Raw genomic sequence first — 23,177 nt, 5'->3', positions numbered from 1 at the left:
CGCGGTGTCCTTTCGTTCAGCCGTCGATCCGCTTGCGTCGGGCGACGACGATCGTCCCGGCTCCGACGCTGAGCAGCAGCACGATGACGAGGAGGATCCCCGCCCCGAGCTCGATCCCCGTGCGGGAGAGCGCACCGGGCCCGGCGGGCTCGGGCTCACCCGGAGTCGGTCCCGGCGAGGGCGCCGGCGTGGCCGGCACCGCACTCGGCACGCTCGCCTCCGACGCCTCGGAGGTGACGGCGTCGCCGCCGGGCGGCGTGCCGGTCGCCGTCGCGGTGTTCGTCAGCGCCGGTTCGCGGAGGTCGTCGGCCTGCACCTCGTACTCGGCGGTGCAGACCGCCTGCTCGCCGGCGGCGAGCGTCAGCGGCTCGCTCGGGCAGCTGATGGCCGAGAGCTCCCCGGCGCCCGAGAAGGCGCCCTCGACCACGGCGACCTCGGTCAGCGTCACGTTTCCGGTGTTCGTCACCGTGAACGAGTAGGTGATGCGCTGCCCGACGCTCGACGCCCGCTCGGCGTCGGCCGTCTTCACGATCGAGATGGCGGGAGCCGCGGCGATCGGCAGCCGCACCTCGGACGGCGGTGACACGGGAGCGTCCGCATCGCCCGGCGGGGTGCCGGTCGCGGTCGCGGAGTTCGTGACGCCGCCGGCATCCACGTCGGCCTGGGTCAGCGTGTAGCTCGCCGTGCAGTCCACGAACTGCCCCGGCGCGATCGACGCGGGCTCCGCCGGGCAGACGACCGGACCGAGCTCGCCCGTCCCGGTGAACTCGCCCTCGTCGACCGCGATCTCCGACAGCGACACGTTGCCCGTGTTCGTCACGCGGAAGGTGTAGACGATCTCCTCGCCGGCCGCGCCGCCCTGCTCGGGCGACGCCGACTTCACCAGCGCGATGCCGGGCACCGGATCCTGCGGCAGGCGCACCTCGGACGGCTCGGAGGTCACCGGATCGTCGCCGCCGGGCGGCGTCCCGCTCGCGGTCGCCGAGTTCACGAGCGAGCCGCGGTCGACGTCGGCCTGCGTCACGACGTACGTCGCCGTGCAGACCAGCTGCCGGTCCGGCGCGAGCGAGCCCGCGACGACGGCGAGCGGGGCGACGAGCGCGGAGCCGCCGTCGCTCGGCTCGCAGACGATCTCGGACATCGTGCCGGTACCGGTGAACTCTCCCTCGTCGACCGATACCTCGGACAGGGTGACGTTGCCGGTGTTGGTGACCACGAAGGTGTACGTGATCGTCTCGCCCGCGATGAGCTCGGTGCGATCCGCCGACTTCACGATGGAGATGCCCGGCTCGGGGTCCTGCGGCACGCTCGCGTCGTCGGGCTCCGACGTCACCGGGGCGCCGCCCCTCGGCGGGGTGCCGCTCGCGGTCGCGGAGTTCCGCACCGAGCCGCGGTCGACATCCTCCTGGGTGACCGTGTACGTCGCCCGGCAGGTGACCTGCTGGCCGGGGGCGAGCAGGTCCGCCGCCGCGGCGAGCGCGACGAAGAGCGAGCCGACGTCGCCGTCGTCGTCCTCGGTGCGAACCGGGTCGCAGACGATCTCGGACATCGTGCCCGAGCCGGTGAACTCCCCCTCGTCGACGGTCACGTCGGACAGGCTCACGTTGCCCGTGTTCCGCACGACGAAGGTGTACGTGATCGTCTCGCCGACGACGAGCTCGGTGCGATCCGCCGACTTCTCGATCGACAGCGCAGGCGCCGCGGGGATCGGCAGCTCGGCGCGTGCGGGCGGGGACACCGGCGGCGTCGCGCCGCCCGGCGGCGTGCCCGTCGCGGTGGCCGAGTTCGTCACGCCGCCGGCGTCGACGTCGGCCTGGGTCAGCGTGTAGCTCGCCGTGCAGTTGACCGTGAGCCCGGGGGCCAGGGAGGCCGCGGCCGGCGGGCAGACGATGTCGCCGAGCTGCCCAGTGCCGCTGAAGTCGCCCTCCGTCACGGTCACGTCGGTGAGCGTCGCGTTGCCGGTGTTGCGCACCGTGAACGTGTACGTGATCTCGTCGCCCTCGGCGCCGCCGCGTTCCGGCGATGCCGACTTCACGAGCGAGATCCCGGGCGCCGGCGTCGACGGCACCCGCGCCTCGTCGGGCTGCGTGGTCACCGGATCGCCGCCGTTCGGCGGCCGCCCCGTCGCGGTCGCCGAGTTCACGACCGAGCCGCGGTCCACGTCGGCCTGGGTCACCTCGTACGTCGCGGTGCAGCTCGTGCCGGCCCTCGGCGCGAGGTTCGTGACCGGGCAGACGACGTCCGACAGCTCGCCGCTGCCGGTGAACGCCCCCTCGTTGATCACGATGTCGAGCGCCACGTCGCCGGTGTTCTCGACCCGGAACGAGTAGGTGATCGTCTGGCCCGCGACGAGTTCCGTCCGATCGGCGGATTTCTCGAGCGTCAGGGCCGGGCGGATCGGGATGTTCGTGAAGGTGCAGTCGATGTCGACGGTGGGCGACTCCGGGACGTCGAAGGAGCCGGTGCTGCCCGTGCCGCTCGCGACGGTCTCGCCCGTGCCGAGCACGATGCAGGCCCAGCTCGTGCGGTAGTTGCCGAGGTTCGTCGTGCCGGCGGCCGACTGCTCGATGCGATAGGTGTCGCCGGGGAAGGTCGCCGTGCGGCCGATGTACTCGTTCGGCTCCTGATCCTGCAGGCCCGGCTCGGTGCCGGTCGTCTCCGCCTCGAGCAGCGGGTCGTCGGGGCCGGGCCCCTGGTAGCTCAGGTGGAACTGGTCGGTGTCCGCGTGCCGCCCGTTGGGCAGGTCGACGTTCACGAGCGCGGTCGGCTGGAACGCGCGCGAGGCCAAGTCGACGAGCCGCACCGCCGGGTCGAGTGCGACGGTGCCGACGAGGCTGAAGGACACGGGATCCGTTCGCAGCAGGGTGCTCGGTCCGCTCTGGTTGTTGTCGTTCCTCGAGATGTACCCATACCCGTCCGGTCCGTACGCCGTGCCGTTCGCATACTGGGTGCCCATGATCTTCGGGCCCACCGCCGTCGCGATCGCAGTGCCACCGGTCTGCGTCGAGACGTCGGACGCATCCACTTGATACACCACGGAGCCGTCGGGGTTCGCGCCGGTCGCGTCCGAGGCGAGGATGAACATGTTGCCCCGTTGATCGAAGACCAGGTCGCCGTTCCAGCCCGTGTTGCCGGCTGCCGTGACGGTGAGCGCGTTCGGGATGACGGTGTTGTTCGCCAGGTCGTAGGCCGCGAAGACGAACGTGTCGCTCGGCGCACCGGCCCAGCGGTTGCCGCCGTAGTAGAAGTACCCGGTGAGCGAGTTCACGCCACCCATGAAGTTGCTGGCGGCATCGTTCGACGGACGGGGAGCCTGAAACCAGGTCTCGCTCGGCGCGTCGTACATGAACACCGTCGTGTTGTTCGTCATGAGCATCGCGTTCCCATCAGCGGTCAGCGCGAGCGAGTTGTAGCTGCTCGCCGACTCCGGTGCGGTGAGCACCTGCGTCGTCGCGCCCGTGGCGGGATCGATCTGGTACACCGCTCGAGACACCGGCTGCCCGGCCTCGGCCTGTCCCGATCCGTACAGGTACTCGGAGTCGAACGGCGCGGCCGCGCTCGCGGGGGCCTCCGGAAGCGCGACGCCGGCGCCCGCCAGCATCAGGCCGGCGGCCACGACCGCGACGAGGCGCCTCCTCCGGCCGGGCGCACGCCCCGCCCGCTCGCGCTTCGCCATGACGGCCCCCATTCCGCTCAGCTGCAGTCCGCGGTCACGAGCACGTCGGCTCGACCGGGTCTCTGATTCACTGAATCGTACGCGAAGGGATACCACGGAGCAAACGATCAGGCCTTTGCCTTAAGGGTTCATTGAAACGCTGGCGCAGTTCGCGATGATTCGGGCGACCATTCACCGCCGGCCCACCGCCTCCTGCGGCCGCCCGGCCCGCACGGCGACTGGCAGACTCGGGGGATGGAACTCGGAGTGCACTTCCGCCTGGACGACGCCGAGGCCGAGCGGGTGCTCGCCGCGGCGGGCGACGACGAGCGGCTCCGCGCGGTGATCGGGGAGCTCGAGGCCGACGAGGAGGTCTGGGCCCGCGCCTGCGAGACCGATAAGGCCTGGGACCCGATCGCCTGCGCGCTCGCCCCGGCGGGCGACGAGGACGAGTGGCCGGCTCGCGGAGTGATCGGCGGCGCCCGCGCCTTCCAGGCCGACGCCGACGAGTCCTGGGTCACCCATCTCGACCCGCGGGAGGCGGCCGAGGTGGCCGCGTACCTGTCCGCGCTCGACGACGGCGCGTTCGCCGCGGCCTACGCCGAGATGCCGGAGGAGCTGCGGAACCCGGAGTTCGGCCCCGAGGAGCAGCAGTACGCCCTCGCGATGCTCGCCGGGCTCCGGCCGTTCTTCGAGGCCGCCCGTCGCGAAGGGCAGCACGTGGTCTTCACCGTCGCCTACTGACGACGGGCCGGGTCGGGTCGCGCGCTCAGCGCTCGAGCGCGCGGATGGCGAGCCACGCCGCCGTGCGGTCGTCGGGGCTCGCGAGCGAGAGCCCGGTGAGCTCCTCGATCCGGAGCAGGCGCGCCGCGAGCGTCTGCCGGTGGATGCCGAGGGCGGCCGCGGTGACGCCGAGCGCGCCGTGCTCGGCGAGGTAGACGCGGAGGGTGCGCAGCAGCTCCCCCTCGCCGCCCGAGAGCGGCTCCAGCAGGTCGCCGATGCGCGCCGAGGCATCCTCGTCGAGCCGGTCGAGCACGTACGCGACCGTCGGCAGCGCGCGGTACCGCACCACCGCCCGCCCGTCGGCGACGGCGGCCTCGTGCGCCTGCCGCGCCTCCCCGGCGCTCCGGCTCAGTGCGTCGACCGGCGCCGACGATCCGAGCCCGAGCCGCAGCACGACCCGCCCGTCGAGGAGGAACTCCTCGACCCGCCGGGCGAACGCGTCCACCTGACCGTCGCGGAGGAAGCCGAGCACCCGCTCGTGCGACTCCGTCACGACGTGCACCGCGCCGAGCTCGTCGAGCCAGCGGGTGACGAGCCGTTCGAGGTCGACGCCCTTCGAGCGGCTCGTCAGCGCGAACGCCGTGAGCGTGCGGTCGCGGACGCCCCAGCGGTGCAGGAGCTCCGCCGCCTCCTCCCCGCCCGCGAGCAGGGTGTCGACCATGACCGAGCGGCCGAGCCGCTCCGTGCCGCCGTGGTCGTGGGTGCGCAGCAGCAGATCGAGGAGCGCGGCGGCCTGCGAGGCGAGGTCGCGCGTGCGGCTCGTCGAGCTCTCCCGCGAGGAGACGACGAGGTAGGCGGTGAGGTCCTCGCCCGGGCCGACGGCGTGCACCTGCAGGCCGGGGTGGCGCACCCGCACCGGCCGGTGGAAGGCCACCGCGACGGCGTCCTGCACGTGCAGCCCGCCCGCGCCGGCGGTCGTGATCACCTGGCCGTGCACGTCGAGGAGCACCGCCCAGCCGTCGATCCGGTGCGCGAGCTCGGCGACCACCGCGCGCGCCCCGCCCCGGCGCGCGACCTGCGTGAGCACCTTCGTGCCGGTGGTGACCAGTCGGTCCTCGGCGGCGCGGTCGTCGGCGAGCTGGGCGACGAGCGCGGAGAGCAGGAGCTCCGGGGGCTGCCCTGCGGCGATGACGGCGGTCGCCCGCGCCTCGGCGAGCGCGGCGCGGAACGCGCTCGACGCCGCGGGGGCGACGAGGACGGCGCCGGCGAGCGCGGCCGAGCGCGCGTCGCCCGCGCGGAGCGCGGCGAGGAGCTCGGCGGCGGTGCCCACGACGAGGGTCGCGAAGGCCGGATGCCCCACCACGGCGAAGTCCGCGAGCGGGACGGCGGCGTCGACGGGCGTCGAGGGGTCGATGCGCCCCTCCACGAGTTCGCCGCCGAGCGTCGCCGCGACGGAGTCGAGTCGCCGAGCCATCCCTCGAGTGTACGGAATGTCGATCGAACCGGCCCGAGTTCACACTTCTTCCGAATGACGCGACTCCGTCGCCGTGCCTAGCATCGGCATGCCCGAGCAACAGATCCAAGGGAGCATCATGAAAGCCATCGTCTTCCGCGAGCCGGAGGCGCCGATCGAGGTCGCCGAGGTCGCCCTCGCCGCACCCAAGGCCGGCGAAGTGCGCGTGAAGGTCGCCGCCGCCGGCGTCTGCCACTCCGACCTCCACGTGAAGCGCGGCGAATGGGATGCCCCGGCTCCGCTCGTGATGGGCCACGAGGGCTCCGGCGTCGTCGTCGAGCTCGGCGAGGGCGTCACCTCCCTCGCGGTCGGCGACCACGTCGTGCTCAGCTGGGTGCCGCCGTGCGGCGAGTGCCGCTACTGCCGCTCCGGCCACGAGGCCCGCTGCCAGAAGGTCGCCACCGTCGTCGCCCCGAAGGGCGTGCTCTTCGACGGCACCTCGCGCCTCTCCACGGGCGACGAGGAGCTGCACCACTACCTCGGCGTCTCCTCCTTCGCGGAAGAGGTCGTCGTTCCGGCATCCGGCGCGGTGAAGGTCCGCGACGACGCCCCGCTCGACGTCATCGCGGTCGTCGGCTGCGCCGTCGCCACCGGCGTCGGCGCCGTGCTGAACACCGCGGCCGTCGAGCCCGGCTCGACCGTCGTCGTCATCGGCTGCGGCGGCGTCGGCCTGAACGTCGTGCAGGGCGCGAAGCTCGCCGGCGCCGAGCGCATCGTGGCGATCGACGTGCTGCCGGAGAAGACGCAGCTCGCCCTCCAGTTCGGCGCGACCGACCGCATCGACGCCTCGAAGGGCGACGCCGTCGAGCAGCTCTTCGAGCTCATCCCCGACGGCGTCGACTACGCCTTCGACGCGATCGGCCGCACTGTCACGACCGAGCAGGCGATCCGCATGCTCGGCCTCGGCGGCGCCGCCGTCATCGTCGGGCTCCCGCCCACCGGCGCGAAGGCCAGCTTCGAGCCGCTCGTGCTCGCGGAGGCCGACCAGCGCATCCTCGGCTCCAACTACGGCTCGGTGCGCCCCTCGATCGACATCCCCGCGCTCGTCGACCGCTACATGGACGGCCAGCTGAAGCTCGACCCGCTCATCTCGGCCCGGCGCCCGCTCGCCGAGGCCGCAGCCGCCTTCGACGACCTCGAGTCGGGCGAGGCGCTGCGCACCCTCCTCATCCCCTGACCCGCAGGTGGCGGCCGGCCCGACCGGCCGCCACCCGTCGGCACCGCACCACCGCTCCTCCTCCGTTCCCCCACCCGACTCATTGGAGAGTTGCCATGACCGCCCCCACCCAGGCCGGCGCACCCGCGCAGGCCCCCGTCGACGCCGGCCTCCGCCGCGGCGTCATGAGCGGCCCCGAACTGGCCGCCCAGGCCATCGCCAACATCGCCCCGAGCGCCGTCATCGCGTTCACCGCCGCCGGCATCTACCTCGGCGCCGGCAATGGCACGATGCTCTCCTTCGTGCTCGCGACCCTCGTCATCCTCGCCGTCGGCTACTGCGTCGCGGTGTTCGCGAAGCGGCACGCCTCCGCCGGCTCCCTCTACACCTACGTGTCGAAGGGCCTCGGGCCGTTCGGTGCGTACCTCGCGGGCATCGCGCTCCTCGTCGGCTGCTGGGGCATCGCGGCGGGCTCGCTCGGCGGCGCCGTCTCGTACATGAACCAGTTCCTCCTGCTCATCGGCGTCCCCGCCGAGGGCCTCGGCTGGTCGATGGCGCTCGCCGTCGTGCTCGGCGGCCTGGCGACGCTCTTCACGATCCGCGGCATCCGCCTCTCGGCGCGCGTCTCGCTCGTGCTGGAGCTCGTCTCGGTGACGATCATCCTGATCCTCCTCGTCCTCGCGCTCGTCTGGGCCGGCCCGGCCGCCTGGGACCCGGCGCAGTTCTCCTTCGAGGGCGTGCCGTTCCAGGGCGTCGCCGCGGGCATGGTGCTCGGCATCCTCGGCTTCGTCGGCTTCTCCTCGGCCGACGCGCTCGGCCGCGAGGCGCGGAACCCGTACACCGCCATCCCCCGCGCCATCATGTGGAGCGCGGTCACGGTCGGCATCCTCTACGTCTTCGCCGCGTACACGCAGATCGCCGTCCTCGGCGAGGACCTCGGCACCGTCGCGAGCCCGCTCGAGGCCATCGCCACGCAGATCGGCATGCCCGCCTGGTTCGCCCCGATCCTGACCTTCGGCGTCGGCGCCTCGTTCTTCGCCGTCGTGGTCGCCCCGCTGAACGTCGTCGGGCGCATCATCTACGTCATGGGCAAGGAGGGCGTCGTCGCGGAGCGCTTCGGCCGCACCCACGACCGCCACCTGACGCCGCACCGCGTGCTGCTCATCGCCGGCCCGGCCGCGATCGTGCTCGACCTCGTCCTGCTGGCGCTCGGCGTGAACCCGATGGACATCGTCGTGTGGGTCGACACCTACGGCACGTACGGCTACATGGTCGCCTACGCGCTCGTCGCGATCGCCTGCGTGGCGTACACGCAGCGCGAGAAGATGCGGAACGGCCTCGTCTGGTTCTGCGCGATCGTCTCGGTCGTCGCCATGGCGTACGTGTTCTTCGCGAACGTCTGGCCGGTGCCGGCGTGGCCGCTGAACGTCATCCCGTACCTGTTCCTCGTCACGATGATCGCCGCGATCGCCTGGTACCTCCACCTCGCGAAGCGCCGGCCCGAGGTCATCGCCCGCATCGGCAACACCGAGACCGACGCGCTCGAGGGCGTCGGCTAGGCCCCCGACCCGCGCTCCGTCGTCGTCGACCCGGCGGTGGGGCGTGGCTGACCGCAGCGGCGTCCGGTTCCCCCGACCGGGCGCCGCTGTGGTATCCCTTGTAGGGATGCCCAGGACACATGCGAGCGAGGACACCGCCGTCGAGCGGGTGCTCCGGGGACTCCGCGAGGACATCGTCGACGGGAGCCGTCCGGGCGGGTCCCACCTCGTGGAGCGGGCGATCGCCGAGGAGTACGAGGTCAGCCGCCTCCCGGTGCGGATCGCGATCCGCCGACTGACGCTCGACGGACTGGTCGACCAGCTTCCGCGGCGCGGCACCTTCGTCCGCACGATGACGCGGTCCGACGTCGCCGACGTCGCCGAGCTGCACGGCGCGCTCGACGGGCTCGCCGTCCGCCAGGCGGCGCTGCGCCGCAGCGACGCCGACCTCGCCCGGTTCCGCGAACGGCTCGCCGACGCCGAAGCCGCCGATGCCGCCGGCGAACGCGAGGAGCTCGCGAGGATCGGCGTCGGCTTCCGCGCCGACGCCTACCGGGCGAGCCGCAACCGTCCCCTGCTCGAGCTCCACGATGCGCTCCTCAGCCGCACGCAGCGCATGTTCGCGCTCGCGGAGCGCTCGGTGACGGCACCGCTCCCGTACTATCGCCGCTTCCTCGCCGGCTTCGAGCAGCGCGACGCCGATGCGGTCGACACCACGATGGCCGAGTTCAGCGGTCATCTGCGCGCGGCGCGGCAGGAGCGGATGCTCCGCCGGCTCGACGACGCGCTCGCATGCCCCGGCACGACGAGCGGCGCCGCTCGCCCTGCCGGCGCCTCGACGCGGCGGGCGAGCATCCCCGACCCCGCCGAGGATCCGAGCGCGAGCGACGAGTCGAGCGACGCGGAACCCGTGATCGAGGGCGTGCGCGCCGACATCGTCGCGGGCCGACGCGCCCCGGGCGAGGTCCTCTCCGAGCGGGCGCTGTCGCAGGAGTACGGCGTCGGCCGTATCCCGGTGCGGCAGGCGATCGACGCGCTCCGGTTCGAGGGCCTCGCGACGGACAGCACGTCACGGGTGCCCTCGCGCGTGCGCGACATCCCCGACGACGAGGCGTCGGACTTCTTCGAGGTCTGCGTGACCCTCGATGTGCTGGCGAGCCGGCTCGCGGCGCAGCGACCGACGCGCGAGGAGCTCGCGCTCCTCGAGCTGTGCCTGCTCTCGGAGGAGCGCACCCCGCTCGATCGGCCCGAGGCCCTGCTCGACCGGATGTTCGCGTTCCGCCGGCAGGTGTACGCGATGGCCGAGAACCGCCTGCTCCGCGAGATCGGCGGCCGCCTCGAGGCACGGATGCGGATGCTCGTCGCGCACGCGCCGATGGCGGCCGAGGTGAAGCGCGGGCACCGCTTCCTGTTCGAGGCGATCGCGAGCCGGGAGACGGGCCTCGCCGAAGCGGTGTACCTGAGCGTGTTCACCGACCCGGCGCGCCGCCAGCGCCTCGTCGACGGCCGGCCCGGCTGACGGCCGCCTGCACTCAGCGGCGGGCTCGGCCGGTTCGGGCGCTCGGCCCCGCTGGTTAGGCTGGCGCCATGCCGCAGCCCGAGCCCGACGTCCCCGGCGAACCGACCGATTGGCGTGCGATCACCCCGACCCTCGCCTCGAAGGAGCGCGCGGACGCCGCATTCGTCGAACGCCACCGGGCGACCCGGCGCCTCCGTGCCGACGGGGTGCAGGCCGGGCCCGGCGCGTACGCCGCGCTCCCGGCGCTCGGCTGGCTGGAGCTCGTCGGCGGAAGCGCCGCCGATCTCGAGCCGGTACGGGGCTGCACCGGGCTCGAGGTGCTCCGAGTGTCGCACGTCCGCGGGCTCACGGACGCCTCGGCGCTCGCCTCCTGCACCGGCCTCGAGGTGCTGCAGCTCTACGCCCAGCCGAAGCTCGCCGAGCTGCCCTCGCTGGCGGGAAACGAGCGGCTGCTCCGGGTGGAGCTCGGAATGCTCCGCGGTCTGCGCTCGCTCGCCCCGATCCTCGACGCCCCGAACCTGGAGGAGCTCGTGCTCGCCAAGGACGTGCCGGTCAGCGATCAGGACGTCGAACTGATGCTCGCCCACCCCACGCTGCGCGCGTTCCTCTGGGTCGCGCTCGACGTCCCCCTGCATCGCAGCCGGCCGGTGCTCGAGCGGACGGATGCCGCACTCGAACGCGCCCGCTCCGTGCACGTCGACGCGTGGCTCGCCGCACGGCACGGGCTCGACGAGGCATCCGTCGCCGCGGAGCTGTGAAACCGCTGCACAGCTGAGGGATCCGCGTCATCCGGGTTCAGTCCGACCGTCTCTCAGGTATGACCCGTTCCCCCGCCCTCCCGAGCGGGCGCGCCGTTCCCAGCGCGCCCGGCCGCCCAGCCCCGCCCGCTTCGGCCGCCCGGCCGATCGAGCACGCCGAGATCTTCACCGTCCCCGAGACCGGCGAATCTATCCGCGTGCGCTGCCAGTGCCACCGCGGGGTCGACCACGAGTTCCACCGCTCGCCCGAGGAGGGCGACGGCGCGACACGCTGACCCGCGTCGCGTGCCGCGTGCCACGTGCCCCGTGCCGCATGCGCAGAGCGCCCGGGTGCGCCGCCCGACCCCGGCGAGCCGTCCGAGTCAGGCGCGCCGCGCGCTCAGCTCTCGGGGTCGAAGTGGAACGGCCGCACGTCCTGCGGGCACCGGCACGCGGCCGCGATCCGCGCCGCCCACTCGACGGCCGCCTCGTCGTCCGGCAGCTCGAAGAGCGCGAACCCGCCGTCGAACCGCGCCCGCTCGGGGTAGGTCTCGGCGCTCGTGCTCCCGTCCGCGGCGACGAGCAGCGGGGGCGCGCCGTCGTCGAGCGCACCGCCGAAGACCCAGACGCCCGCCTCCTTCGCCGCCCGCACGACGGCGCGCGAGTCCTCGGAGGCGGCGTGCAGCTCCGCCTCGCTCAGGTGGCTCATCGCCGAACTCGGGAACGAGATCAGGTACTTCGTCATCGTCGACTCCTCACGCCTGGCGGATCCGGGTTCGCCTCATCATCGCGAGGTCGAGCGCCGGCGGCAATCCCCCGCCGAGCCGGCGCGCCCGAGCCGGCGAGCCCACCGACCGGGCTCAGCCGGCCGCGCTCAGGCGCGGGTGAGCTCGAGGGAGAACTCGACGCTGCCGCTCGGCTCGACCGAGACGAAGCCGAGGTTCGGCGCGTCCACGCCGAAGTCGGCGAAGGTGATCGGGATGCTGCCGGCCACCTGCCCGGTCTCGCCGTTCAGCACCGCCTGCAGTTCGACCGTGACGGGCTTCGTGACACCGGCGAGCGTGAGCTCCCCCGTCGCCTGGATGGTCTGCACCTCGCCCACCGTCGGCGCGGCGTCGACGGTGATCGGCTCGGTGAGCACGAAGCTCGCCGTCGGGAACTCGTCGGTGCGGAGGGCCTCGGTGCGGAAGTAGTCGTCGCGGTTCGCCGAGTCGGTCGCGATCGAGGCCACATCGACCTGGAACGCCGCCGACTCGAGCGTGAGGCCGGCGACGGTGAGCTCGCCCGTGACCTGCTCGGTGCGGCCGGTCACGGTGACGTCGGTGCCGTTCAGCACCTCGTCGACGCGATAGCCGGCGAAGGAGCCGTCGCCGACGGTCCACGCGCCGCTGAGGTCGCCGGGCTCGGCCGCATCGCTCGCGCTCGCCTCGGGCGCGGCGGTGACGGTCGGCGCGGTGTCGGGCTTCGCCGCGATGAGGTCCCGGTAGACGATGGGTCCCGCGATGGCCGCGGTGGCGCCGAGCACGAGTGCTCCGGCCACGATCGAGACGGTGATGATCTTGGTGCGCTTCTGCATGGCTGGGACTCTTTCGGCTGATCGTGGCTGGCGTTCGGTCGAGGTCGGGTACCCAGCGTGGCGGACGAACGTATGAGAAACCATGGAGTTCGCCTGGAAGCCGCCGGACATGACGCACCGTGACGCCGGGTCCGATCGGACCGGAGGATGACGCGGAGACGATCACGCCGGAGAATGTCGGCATGGATGAGGATGCCCCGAGCACCGACCCCCGCCGGCTCGGTCCGGGTCTGCTGCCGACCCCCTTCACCGCGGCCGAGATCCGCGCGGCGAGCGGCACCGGCAAGACCATCCGCCTCCTGGTCGAGGAGCCGGCCGGCACGAGCTTCGAACGAATCAACCGCTTCGTCGACTGCGATGCCGAGGGGGCGACGCTCGAGCAGTGGCGGGTCGCGGCCGACGGCTCGATCGACGGCGAGCTCGACCGCGGCCGCGTGAGCTGGCGCGAGCTGCAGGAGCACGCCGCCTTCCCCGAGGCCACCACCACGGTGCGCGAGGAGACGCTCGAGCTCCCGTTCGGGCCCGCGGACTGCCGTCGCTACGAGGTGCGCCGCGACGCGGACTCGCCGGCCGCCGTCTTCTGGTTCGCCCTCGCGCTGCCTGGGATGCCGGCACGGTACGAGCTGCCCGTGCCGGGCGGGGTGCTGCGCACGACGGTCCTCGAGGTGCGCGCCGAGGCGTGAGCCGCCGCACCCGTCCGGCGCCGCCGCGCCCCGGAGCGACGGGCGCACTGCGGAGGACGCGACCGTCGCACCTGCGAGACTCGGAGCATGGACAACGCGCCGATCGACACCGACGCCGCCCACGCGCTCTGGGCCGACTACCTCGCGTCCGCCCCGACGCACTGGGTCGAGGACGAGCTGCCCACCATCGAGCGCTTCGGCGACCACGCCGAGCTGACCGACGAGCTGCTCGGCCTCGTCATCGATGGGCCGAAGCGGGCGACCGCCGGACTCGTCGCCGAGTTCGAGGCGGAGGGCGCGCCGCTCCCGCGAGTCGGCAGCCACTGGATCGCGTGCGACTCGAGCGGCCGCGCCCGCGTCGTGCTCCGCTCGGTCGAGCTCCGCGTCGGGCCGTTCACCAGCGTCGATGCGCGCTTCGCGTTCGACGAGGGCGAGGGCGACCGCACGCTCGCGGGCTGGCGCGAGGGGCACCGGGCCTACTGGACGCGCGTCGGCGCCGCGCTCGGCATCGCGTGGACGGAGGCGCACGAGATCGTGTTCGAGCGCTTCGAGGTGGTCTGGCCGCCCGAGCATGCCGACGCCCGCCCCGCATGACGTCGGCATCTGCGGGTCAGCGGGCTGCGACAGCCGCACGAAGCGGCTGCACGGTCCGGCGCGTCAGGCCGTCGTCGGCTTCCAGCCGAGGCTCGGGGCGACGTGCTCGGCGAAGGCCGCGACGAGCCGCAGGTTGAACGCGACGCCGAGCTGCGACGGGATGGTGAGCATGAGCGTGTCGGCCGATCGGATCGCCGCGTCGCGCTGGAGCTGCTCCACGAGGCGCTCGGGGGTGTCGGCGTACGTCTTGCCGAACGTCGAACGGAATCCGTCGATGTAGCCGACCCCGTCGGACTCGTCGCGGCCGCCGAAGTAGAGCTCGTCCTCTGCGGTCGTGATCGGGAAGATCGAGCGGCTCACCGAGACGCGCGGCTCGCCCGCGTGCCCCGCCTCGCGCCAGGCGGCGCGGAATGCATCGATCTGCTCCGCCTGCAGCTCGTCGAAGGGGATGCCCCGGTCCTCCGTGAGGAGCGTCGAGGACATCAGGTTCACGCCCATCCGCCCCGCCCACTCCGCGGTCTCCCGGGTGCCGGCGCCCCACCAGATGCGCGAGCGCAGGCCGGGGCTGTGTGGTTCGATGCGCTGCAGCCCGGTGCCGCCGCCGAACGGCGACGAGGCATCCCGCTCCGCCAGCCCCTCGCCCTCGACGGCCTGCAGGAAGCGGGCGAAGTGATCGCGGGCCAGGTCGGCGCCGCGCGGGTCCTGCGACCCGGTGTAGCCGAAGGCCTCGTAGCCGCGCACGACCGACTCGGGTGATCCCCGGCTCACGCCGAGCGCGAGTCGCCCGCCGGAGATGAGGTCGACGGCGGCCGCGTCCTCGGCGAGGTGGAGCGGGTTCTCGTAGCGCATGTCGATGACGCCGGTGCCCATCTCGATGCGCTCGGTGCGCGCCGCGATCGCGGCGAGGAGCGGCATGGGGCCGGCCTGCTGACGGGCGAAGTGGTGCACCCGGAAGTAGGCCCCGTTGACGCCGAGCTCGTCCATGCCCTGGGCGAGGTCGATGGCCTGCAGCATCGAGTCGGCGGCGGTGAGCTCGCGCCCACCGCCGAGCGGGCCGTAGTGACCGAAGGAGAGGGTTCCGAAGCGTTCCACGTCGGTGGCAACGTCCACCCCCCTAGGTCTATTCCGATGCATGGATGCCTCGACGCCGGCCGGATGCCCCCTGGTGATCGCCCGCGGGACGTGCAAGGATTGGCATCCCGATCCTCTCGTGGATTCCTCGGAGTGCGCAGTCGCACAGCATTGGCGGTCATTCATGAGAGCGAATTGGTCACCCGACGCACGCTCGACCTCGGCAGGAAGCAGAACGGCACCATGAAGCGGAAGACCGCAGCCATCCTCGCGACCCTCGCGCTCCTGACCGGCGGCGTGACGGCCGCCGTCGCACCCGCGACTCCCGCGCAGGCCGCCCCCGCGGGCTGCGCTGCGGCCCTCGTCGGCAAGACCCCCGCGGGGCTGTTCGCCTGGGACCTGGTGCCCGGCCCCATCGTGGCGCACCTCACCCAGATCCAGCCGAGCGACCGGGTCCTGCTGCAGCAGAAAACGAGCAGCGGGTGGACCACGCGGGCCACGCTGACGAACCCCGAGCGCTACCCGAAGATCCGGGCAAAGGCCGGCAAGGGCACCGTGTGGCGGGTGCTGGTGCAGCGCGGCCCGACGCCCAGCGGCTACTGCGCGACCTACAAGTTCGGGCCCGTCACCAAGAAGACGCGCGCCGTGCTCTGACCCGGCGGAGTCCGCCGCGTCGCTCCCCCGACGGTGCGGCGGACTCCGTCGCCCCGTCGAACCGCGCCGCGATCCAGTCCGCAGCGAGCGACGGCGCGTGCTGCGGATGCATCGTGCCGGAGTGGTGCGTCGGCCACCAGCGGCTCGTGAGCTCCACGCCCGCACGGCGGTAGCTGCGCAGCAGCGCGGCCGAGAGCGGCGCCGGTGCGACCTCGTCGAAGCGGGCGGCGTCGATGCGGACGGGCGCCCGGAAGCCGCGCAGCTCAGCGACCTCGTTCGCGCGGAACGAGGCGAACAGCCGCTCGAAGAGTTCCGCACCGCGGGCACCGGCGATCCGCCCGGGCGCGATCGCGCCCCAGGAGTCCGCGGCGGCGAGCTCCGTGAGGCAGCGCTCGTCGAGCTCGGCCCACCTGGCCCGGGCCGCCGGGCTCAGACCGTCGCTCGCGAGGAGCTCGCGCATCCGCTCGTCGCCCGTCGCCGCGCCCCGCAGCATGAGCGCGACGAGCGCGGAGACGACGCCCGAGCCGGGGAAGCGCACACCGAGCCGCACCGCGGCGGCGATGCTCCGGTCCATCCGGGTCACCGGCGCGAACGCCGCCGTGCCGCGCAGCCGCGAACGCTCGTCGGGTTCGGCGGCGACCGAGGCGTGCAGCGCCGCGACCGCGCCCTCCGAGTGGCCGGCCGCCACCCACTCGTCCCCGAGCGGCACGCCGAATCCGGCCCGCGCCCGCACCATCGCGGTCATCGACTCGGCGAGCGAGGCGCCGATCAGGTACGGGTGCACGCCCGGGCCGCCGATGCCCTCGTAATCGGGCCGCAGCACCGCGATCCCCCGGGCGAGGAGGGCCTCGCAGAGCGCGTCGCCCTGCGACATCCGCCGCCACTCCGGATGCGCGGGATCGCCCGCGCTCGGCGCCGAGCGCGGCGAGCCGCCCGTCGTCATGTGGCCGTAGACGACCACGGGGTGGCCGCCCGCGGGCGGTCGGGTCACCGGGAGCCGCAGCAGCCCGGTCTGCTCCTGCACCGCCCCGTCGACGCCTCGCGCCGGGAAGGCGACGACGCGCCATCCGGATGCCGTCACCAGCGCCCCCTCGGCAGGAGGCGGCGGAGCGCCGCGGGCATCGTGCCGAGCCGTCGTCCGTCGTGCCGCTCCGCATCGTCGACGACGTCGGCGAAGAAGCGCGCGACGGGGACGAGCTGCGCCCGGTCGATGCGGTCGACGGTGTCGGCGTCGTCGTAGAGGTACAGCGGCCCGGAGATGAGGCTCACCGTGGGCACGCCGGAGACGAAGGTGAAGGAGGCGTCGGTGGGGATGCCTCCCGCGAAGAACTCGAGCGCGCCCGCGCCCAGCAGACTCGTGCCGTGCAAGCCGTGCCGGCGCACGGCGCGCGCGATGCGCCAGGTGAACGCGGGGTTCACGTTCACGAAGATGCCGCGCGGCTCGGTCTCGCCCGTGGAGGCGAAGCCGCCGTCGGCCCCCTCGACGGCGCGCAGCCCGATGTGCTCGATCGTGGCGTTCAGCACGATCCGCCACGGCGCATCCCGCGACAGCACGTGCCGTCGCGCGAAGGCGCGGTGCGCCTGGTACCCGGTGAAGTGGGTGTCGAAGGTGACGAAGAGGAGCGTCTTCTCACGCTCGGCGCCGGCACGCGCGGCGGCGCCGTAGTGCTCGGCGAGCGCGATCACCTCGGCGGTGCCGGAGGCGTCCTCCACCGCGCCCGGACCGATCGAGTCGTGGTGCGACTGGATCATCACGGCATCCCGCGAGCGCCCCGGCAGCACCCCGATCACGGTGCGGGAGACGACCTCGCGGCGGTCGACGTCGAGGGTCAGCCGGGCGCGGCTCCCGCCCGCGAGCGCCGCGCGGAGACGCGCGCCCTCGGCTCGCGTCAGCCACACGCCGGGCAGCGGGAACAGCGTCCGCCGGTAGTACTCGTTGTGGTAGTTCCTCGAGTCGGGGTAGTCGCGCAGCACGCCGATGACGCCGACCGCGCCGGCCTCGGCCGCATCGCGCATCGTCCGGGCGAGCGAGGTGACGTACGGGTTCCGGCTGCCGAGCACGTCCCGCCGCAGCACGCGGCGACCCGGGTCGTGCAGGAAGAGCGTGAGCGGCAGCGAGTGCGCCACGGTCATGTCGAAGCTGAGGTCGAAGAGCACGATCGCGCCGCGCACGTCGTGGCGGCGCACCCGGTCAGAGCCGATGTCGACGACGCGCGCATCGAGCCGGTGCCGAGCCTCGCCGGTCCACTCGTGCCCGGCGAGGCCGGAGTGCAGGATCGGCGCGCAGTCGAACCCGGCGTCGCCCACGCGCAGCTCGCACGCCTCGGCCCGCCAGGCGTACGACGGCACTTCGAGCACCTCGGTCTGCAGGCCCGCGTCGGCGAAGCGCCGTTCGACGTAGTGCGCCGCGGCGGCTCCGCCGGGCGAGCCGGTCGCGCGCGGGGCCAGGGCGACGAGGTCCTCGATGGTCGCCATCATCGACGCCTCGCTCATGGTCATGCGTCCGACACTAGGCAGAGCGCCTCTTCCATCGATTCTCTGAACAGGATCCTTCACTCAGATCGTAGAACTGCGTACGATCCGTCAGATGGATGCCTTCGACGAACTCGACCTCGCGATCGTGCACGCGCTGCAGATCGACGCCCGGGCGCCGTGGACCCGGGTGGCCGCCGCCGTCGGCGCCGACCCGGCCACCGTCGCGCGGCACTGGCAGGCCCTGCGCGACGAGTCGCTCGCCTGGCTCACCGCCTGGCCGACGCCCGAACGCTGGTCGTCGACCACCGACGTCGCCGTCGTGCTGCTCGATCGCTCGACGACGCCCGAGCGAATCGACGAGCTCGCCCGGCTCAGCTGGGTGCTGAGCGTCGACGAGAGCTCGGCCGGCTGGCTGCTCCTCGTCGCCGGAGCCGCGGGGCTCGCGGCCCTCGGCGAGCGCGTGCGCACCCTCGACGAGACGGGCGCGCGGATCCGCCGCGTCGACATCGCCGCCGCGATCCCGGCGGAGGACTCGAACTGGCGCCTCCGGGTGCTCTCGCGGGGGCAGCAGCGACTGCTCGGTGCAGCCCCGCAGACGGGCGAGGTGCGGGCACCCCGCCCCGAGGTCGTCGCCGAGCTCGCCGAGGCGCTCGAGCAGGATCCCCGGATGCCCGCCGCCGCCCTCGGCACGGCGCTCGGCGTCTCGGAGGCGACCGCCCGCCGCACCGTCGAACGCGCGGTGGCCGCGGGGGTGCTGCGGCTCGGCTGCGACCTCGCGATGCCCGCCGCGGGCTACCGGCGCGGGGCGGTGCTCTGGGGGCGCGCCGCCGATGCCGAGGCCGCGGCGGCACGGGCGGTGCAGCTCCCGGAGGCGCACCGCGTCGGCATCCTCGTCGGCCCCGCGCCCCTGTTCGTCTGCGTGCGGGCGCGCTCGCTCACCGAACTGCAGCGGATCGAGCACGCCTGGGGCGCCGAGGTCGAGGTCGCCGACCGGTGGACCGTGCTACGCGAGGTGAAGCGCAACGGGCATCTGCTCGACGCCGCGGGGCGCTCATCCGCCCGCGTGCCCGTGCGCTGGTAGGAGCCCCGCGGCTCGCCCCGCACCCCGCACCCCGCACCCCGCACCCGCACCCACACCCACACCCCGCGGGAGGAGAATCGCACGCACGGAGGCCTCCGCGGGGCGGATCAACCTCCGGCGGCGCGATTCTCCTCCGCCGGGCGGGAAGTACCGGCACCCCCGGCGCCCCCAGCATCCCCGGCACCGGCACCCCCGGCACTGGCACCCCCGGCATCCGCCGCTCGGCGCAGCCTCGCGTCCAGGCGGTACCGCGACAGCGGCAGGAAGCTCGCGGCGCAGAGCAGCGCGGGGACCGCGGACACTCCGAGCACGATCGCCCACTGCGCTTCGCCCGACTGCGCGACGGCATCGCCCGCCGAGGCGCGGTACCCGCCGAGGCTGAGCACGAGGCCCAGGATGGCGGGGCCGAGCGCGTAGCCGAGCAGCTCGAAGCCCGACCAGACGCCGGAGATCATGCCGATGCGGTTCATCCCGCTGCGCTTCGCGTCCTCGGCGGCGAGATCGGGCAGCATCGCGAGCGGGAAGAGCTGCGTGCCGGCGTAGCCGACGCCCACGACGCCCGCGGCCACGAGCAGCACGGTCACGTCGCCGGAGCGCGCGCCGAGGAGGCCGAGCAGCCCGACGGTGAGCACGCCGCTCGCCGCCGCGAAGCCGCGCTGCTTGCCGATCGCCCGGCCGAGCCACGACCACACCGGGGTGAGCACGATCGCGGGCCCGACGAAGCAGACGAAGGCGAGCGTGGCGACGCTCGGGTCGTGCACGACGTGCCGCGCGACGTAGACGACCCCGCCGAGCACCATGCCGATCGCGATCGCCTGCAGCACGTACGCGACGATGAGGGCGCGGGCGTCGCGGTCGCGCAGCACCTCGGCGAGCTGCCCGAACAGCCGGCCGCTCGCCACCTCGTCGCGGGTGAGCGGCGCGCGACGGGTCCCCCACCACACGCCGATCGTGCCGACGAGGATGAGCACCGCCATCGCGCCCGCCATGATGCGGTACCCGGCGACCCCGCCGGCCAGTTCGACGAGCGCGGGCGCCGCGGCCCCCGATACGAGGATGGCGAGGCTGAACACCACGACCCGCCAGGCGATGAGCCTGGTGCGTTCGGCGTAGTCGTCGGTGATCTCGGCGGACATCGCGAGGTAGGGCACCTGGAAGAAGGCGTACACGGTCGCCGAGGCGAGGAACAGGGCGAGCACCCAGAGCGCGCCGGCGAGCGGCGGTGCGGTCGGCCCGAAGAACATCGCGGCGAAGGCGAGCGCGAGCAGGATGCCGGCGCGCAGCACGAAGGGGCGCCGACGGTCGTGCGGATGCCTCGAGCGGTCGCTGATCCGGCCGGCGATCGGGTTGAGGAAGAAGTCCCACGCCTTCGGCGCGAACACGATCATGCCGGCGACCGCGGCCTCGACGCCGAGGAGGTCGGTGAGGAACGGCATGAGGATGAGCCCGGGCACGGTGCCGTAGGTGCCGGAGGCGATGCCGCCGAGGGAGTAGCCGATCCGCGAGCGGCGCGACAGCGCAGTCATGGAGCCGATGGTAGGGGCGCTCGCGCGTTCGCCGAGGCGATCTGCACCGGATCCGTCATCGAGCCGGCCCGTTCGCGATGGATCCGTCGCGGGGAGACTCGCGCGGCCTGCGCTCCGGACGCGGCGCGGAAGGCGTCCCGACCCGGCGCGGGCGACGTCGGGGATGCGGCTCGCACCCTGGCGGCCCCGGGGCATCGGGTCTACCGTGAGCGGCAGGGGGATTCCGCCGAGGCATCCAGGAATATCGAACCGAACCCCAAAGTTGAGTTCAGTAGACTCAACTTTAGGACGACGGGACCGAGTTCCCAGAAAGGATCGACTGAGTGGCGAACATGCAGGGCGCGCCGAGCTCGCAAGAGGAGCAGAAGTCGGCGCTCGAACAGTACGGCGTGAACCTGACCGACCTCGCGAAGGCCGGCAAGCTCGACCCGGTCATCGGCCGGGACGCCGAGATCCGGCGGGTGAGCCAGGTGCTCACGCGGCGCACGAAGAACAACCCCGTGCTCATCGGCGAGCCCGGCGTCGGCAAGACCGCCGTGGTCGAGGGGCTCGCCCAGCGCATCGTCGCGGGCGACGTGGCCGAGTCGCTGAAGGACAAGCAGCTCGTGTCGCTCGACATCTCCGCGCTCGTCGCCGGCGCGATGTACCGCGGCCAGTTCGAGGAGCGGCTGAAGGCCGTGCTCAAGGAGATCAACGAGGCCGAGGGCGGCATCATCACCTTCGTCGACGAGCTGCACCTGCTGATGGGCGCCGGCGGCGGGGAGGGCTCCGTCGCGGCATCCAACATGCTGAAGCCCATGCTCGCCCGCGGCGAGCTGCACCTCATCGGCGCGACCACCCTCGACGAGTACCGCGAGTACATCGAGAAGGATGCCGCGCTCGAGCGGCGCTTCCAGCAGGTCTACGTCGGCGAGCCGTCCGTCGAGGACACCATCGCCATCCTCCGCGGGCTCAAGGGACGCTACGAGGCGCACCACGGCGTCACCATCTCCGACGCTGCGCTCGTCGCGGCGGCCTCGCTGTCGAACCGCTACATCACCTCGCGGCAGCTGCCCGACAAGGCGATCGACCTCATCGACGAGGCCATGAGCCGCCTCAAGATGGAGATCGACTCGAGCCCCATCGAGATCGACCAGCTGAAGCGCCAGGTCGACCGCATGAAGCTCGAGGAGCTCGCCCTCAAGAAAGAGAAGGACGACGCCTCCAAGGAGCGCCTCGCGAAGCTCCGCGAGACCCTCGTCGAGCAGGAGCGCGAGCTCGCCGCCCTCGAGGCCCGCTGGGCCCGCGAGCGCCAGGGCCTCAACCGCGTCGGCGAGCTGAAGAAGCAGCTCGACGAGGCCGTCACCGAGCGCGACCGCGCCATGCGCGAGGCCGACTACGCGCGCGCCTCGAAGCTCGAGTACGAGACCATCAAGCGCCTCGAGCGCGACCTCGTCGAGGCCGAGCGGGCGGATGCCACGGCCGACGCCAGCGAGGGCCGCATGGTCAACGAGCAGGTCACCGACGAGGACATCGCCGCCGTGATCGCCGCCTGGACCGGCATCCCCGTCGGCCGCCTCATGCAGGGCGAGACCGAGAAGCTGCTGCACCTCGAGCGCGAGCTCGGCAAGCGCCTCATCGGGCAGAAGCCGGCCGTGACCGCGGTCGCCGACGCCGTGCGCCGCTCGCGCGCGGGCATCAACGACCCCAACCGGCCGACCGGCTCGTTCCTCTTCCTCGGGCCGACCGGTGTCGGCAAGACCGAGCTGGCCAAGGCGCTCGCCGAGTTCCTCTTCGACGACGAGCACGCCATGGTGCGCATCGACATGTCGGAGTACGGCGAGAAGCACTCCGTGTCGCGGCTCGTCGGCGCCCCGCCCGGGTACGTCGGTTACGACCAGGGCGGGCAGCTGACGGAGGCCGTGCGGCGTCGGCCGTACTCGGTGATCCTCTTCGACGAGGTCGAGAAGGCGCACCCCGAGGTGTTCGACGTGCTGCTGCAGGTGCTCGACGACGGGCGGCTGACCGACGGCCAGGGGCGCACGGTCGACTTCCGCAACACCATCCTGATCCTCACCTCGAACCTGGGCTCGCACTACCTCGTCGACCCCTCGCTCACCTGGGAGGAGAAGGAGCAGGCGGTGCTGCAGACCGTGCGGCAGTCGTTCAAGCCCGAGTTCGTGAACCGGCTCGACGACATCGTCGTGTTCTCGGCGCTCAGCCAGCAGGACCTCGGCGAGATCGTGAGCCTCTACATCGACCGGCTCACGGCCCGGTTGCACGAGCGGCGGCTCGAGCTCGGCGTCACCCCCGACGCCCGCGCCTGGCTCGCCGAGCGCGGCTACGACCCGCTGTACGGAGCGCGACCGCTGCGGCGGCTCATGCAGCGCGAGATCGACGACCGGCTCGCCCGGGCGCTGCTCGACGGCTCGATCCGCGACGGCGACACCGTCGTGGTGGGCCTCGCCGCCGACGGGGAGGCGCTGACGGTGTCGCGGGCGGAGGTGCCCGACGCGTCGGCGGGCGCCGGCGGTTCGGCGCCCGGCGCCGGGTCCGCCGGCGGCGACGACGTGGTCGAGGCCGAGCTGCTCGACGAGTAGCCCGGCCCCGGCATCCATCCCCTCCCGTCCGCGCCACTTCGGTCGCCACGCGCCACTTCAGCGGGCGCAACGCCATCGAAGTGGCGCGGGCGGATGC

Annotated in this window: 19 protein-coding genes; 11 read left to right on the top strand and 8 right to left on the bottom strand. The window is 73.3% G+C overall.

The genetic code is table 11. The annotated features are described in order from the left end of the window. Positions 1-16 precede the first annotated feature (16 nt). Positions 17-3,676, bottom strand: coding sequence for a DUF7507 domain-containing protein (locus ROT00_RS08695; RefSeq protein ID WP_404774016.1), 3,660 nt, complete (start codon positions 3,674-3,676; stop codon positions 17-19). A gap of 234 nt (positions 3,677-3,910) precedes the next feature. On the opposite strand from ROT00_RS08695, the gene ROT00_RS08690 reads away from it, so the two are divergent. Next, positions 3,911-4,399 (top strand): DUF1877 family protein, encoded by a 489-nt coding sequence (locus ROT00_RS08690; RefSeq protein WP_404774014.1) that lies wholly within the window; start codon positions 3,911-3,913, stop codon positions 4,397-4,399. A gap of 25 nt (positions 4,400-4,424) precedes the next feature. Here ROT00_RS08690 and ROT00_RS08685 read toward each other — a convergent pair whose 3' ends face one another. Next, positions 4,425-5,852: a PucR family transcriptional regulator gene (locus ROT00_RS08685; RefSeq protein WP_404774012.1), complete on the bottom strand. Its 1,428-nt coding sequence runs from the start codon at positions 5,850-5,852 to the stop codon at positions 4,425-4,427. 118 nt (positions 5,853-5,970) lie between these two features. Here ROT00_RS08685 and ROT00_RS08680 point away from each other — a divergent pair, with 118 nt between their 5' ends. From ROT00_RS08680 to ROT00_RS08660, 5 genes are all read left to right on the top strand, one after another. Next, positions 5,971-7,068 (top strand): alcohol dehydrogenase catalytic domain-containing protein, encoded by a 1,098-nt coding sequence (locus ROT00_RS08680; protein WP_404774010.1) that lies wholly within the window; start codon positions 5,971-5,973, stop codon positions 7,066-7,068. 164 nt (positions 7,069-7,232) lie between these two features. Next, a complete protein-coding gene (locus ROT00_RS08675) occupies positions 7,233-8,606 on the top strand; it encodes an APC family permease (protein ID WP_404774086.1) in 1,374 nt (457 codons plus the stop codon). A 106-nt stretch (positions 8,607-8,712) separates the two neighbouring features. Continuing rightward, positions 8,713-10,104: a GntR family transcriptional regulator gene (locus ROT00_RS08670; protein ID WP_404774008.1), complete on the top strand. Its 1,392-nt coding sequence runs from the start codon at positions 8,713-8,715 to the stop codon at positions 10,102-10,104. A gap of 68 nt (positions 10,105-10,172) precedes the next feature. Next, complete coding sequence (locus tag ROT00_RS08665) at positions 10,173-10,862, top strand: leucine-rich repeat domain-containing protein (protein ID WP_404774006.1); 690 nt, start codon at positions 10,173-10,175, stop codon at positions 10,860-10,862. 59 nt (positions 10,863-10,921) lie between these two features. Further along, complete coding sequence (locus ROT00_RS08660; RefSeq protein ID WP_404774004.1) at positions 10,922-11,137, top strand: hypothetical protein; 216 nt, start codon at positions 10,922-10,924, stop codon at positions 11,135-11,137. A gap of 104 nt (positions 11,138-11,241) precedes the next feature. Here the strand turns inward: ROT00_RS08660 and ROT00_RS08655 are convergent, their stop codons facing one another. Both ROT00_RS08655 and ROT00_RS08650 read right to left on the bottom strand, forming a co-directional pair. Next, entirely contained in the window at positions 11,242-11,586 is a 345-nt protein-coding gene (locus tag ROT00_RS08655; RefSeq protein WP_404774002.1) for a YciI family protein, read from the bottom strand. Between the two features lie 129 nt (positions 11,587-11,715). Then, entirely contained in the window at positions 11,716-12,417 is a 702-nt protein-coding gene (locus tag ROT00_RS08650; RefSeq protein WP_404774000.1) for a YceI family protein, read from the bottom strand. A 182-nt stretch (positions 12,418-12,599) separates the two neighbouring features. On the opposite strand from ROT00_RS08650, the gene ROT00_RS08645 reads away from it, so the two are divergent. Together ROT00_RS08645 and ROT00_RS08640 are read left to right on the top strand one after the other, a co-directional pair. After that, entirely contained in the window at positions 12,600-13,100 is a 501-nt protein-coding gene (locus ROT00_RS08645; RefSeq protein ID WP_404773999.1) for a hypothetical protein, read from the top strand. 87 nt (positions 13,101-13,187) lie between these two features. Continuing rightward, positions 13,188-13,694, top strand: a complete 507-nt coding sequence (locus tag ROT00_RS08640) for an ASCH domain-containing protein (protein ID WP_404773998.1) — start codon at positions 13,188-13,190, stop codon at positions 13,692-13,694. 63 nt (positions 13,695-13,757) lie between these two features. Here the strand turns inward: ROT00_RS08640 and ROT00_RS08635 are convergent, their stop codons facing one another. After that, a complete protein-coding gene (locus tag ROT00_RS08635) occupies positions 13,758-14,786 on the bottom strand; it encodes an LLM class flavin-dependent oxidoreductase (RefSeq protein ID WP_404774084.1) in 1,029 nt (342 codons plus the stop codon). A 174-nt stretch (positions 14,787-14,960) separates the two neighbouring features. On the opposite strand from ROT00_RS08635, the gene ROT00_RS08630 reads away from it, so the two are divergent. Continuing rightward, on the top strand, positions 14,961-15,419 hold the full coding sequence (locus tag ROT00_RS08630; RefSeq protein ID WP_404773997.1) for a hypothetical protein: 459 nt from the start codon (positions 14,961-14,963) through the stop codon (positions 15,417-15,419). Here the strand turns inward: ROT00_RS08630 and ROT00_RS08625 are convergent. Together ROT00_RS08625 and ROT00_RS08620 are read right to left on the bottom strand one after the other, a co-directional pair. Continuing rightward, a complete protein-coding gene (locus ROT00_RS08625; protein ID WP_404773995.1) occupies positions 15,391-16,500 on the bottom strand; it encodes an alpha/beta hydrolase family protein in 1,110 nt (369 codons plus the stop codon). The genes ROT00_RS08630 and ROT00_RS08625 overlap by 29 nt on opposite strands. Then, positions 16,497-17,918, bottom strand: coding sequence for a M28 family peptidase (locus ROT00_RS08620; RefSeq protein WP_404773994.1), 1,422 nt, complete (start codon positions 17,916-17,918; stop codon positions 16,497-16,499). Before ROT00_RS08620 ends, ROT00_RS08625 begins: the two co-directional genes overlap by 4 nt. An 88-nt stretch (positions 17,919-18,006) precedes the next feature. Here ROT00_RS08620 and ROT00_RS08615 point away from each other — a divergent pair, with 88 nt between their 5' ends. Continuing rightward, complete coding sequence (locus tag ROT00_RS08615) at positions 18,007-18,975, top strand: AsnC family transcriptional regulator (RefSeq protein WP_404773992.1); 969 nt, start codon at positions 18,007-18,009, stop codon at positions 18,973-18,975. A gap of 107 nt (positions 18,976-19,082) precedes the next feature. On the opposite strand, the gene ROT00_RS08610 is transcribed toward ROT00_RS08615, so the two are convergent. Beyond that, positions 19,083-20,501: an MFS transporter gene (locus ROT00_RS08610; protein ID WP_404773990.1), complete on the bottom strand. Its 1,419-nt coding sequence runs from the start codon at positions 20,499-20,501 to the stop codon at positions 19,083-19,085. A gap of 332 nt (positions 20,502-20,833) precedes the next feature. On the opposite strand from ROT00_RS08610, the gene ROT00_RS08605 reads away from it, so the two are divergent. Next, on the top strand, positions 20,834-23,080 hold the full coding sequence (locus ROT00_RS08605) for an ATP-dependent Clp protease ATP-binding subunit (RefSeq protein WP_404774082.1): 2,247 nt from the start codon (positions 20,834-20,836) through the stop codon (positions 23,078-23,080). The last annotated feature ends 97 nt before the right edge of the window (positions 23,081-23,177 follow it).

The organism is Agromyces mediolanus (assembly GCF_044917495.1).
In the GTDB taxonomy this organism is placed as follows: Bacteria; Actinomycetota; Actinomycetes; order Actinomycetales; family Microbacteriaceae; genus Agromyces; species Agromyces mediolanus_B.
This window is presented reverse-complemented; position numbering and strand designations above follow the sequence as displayed.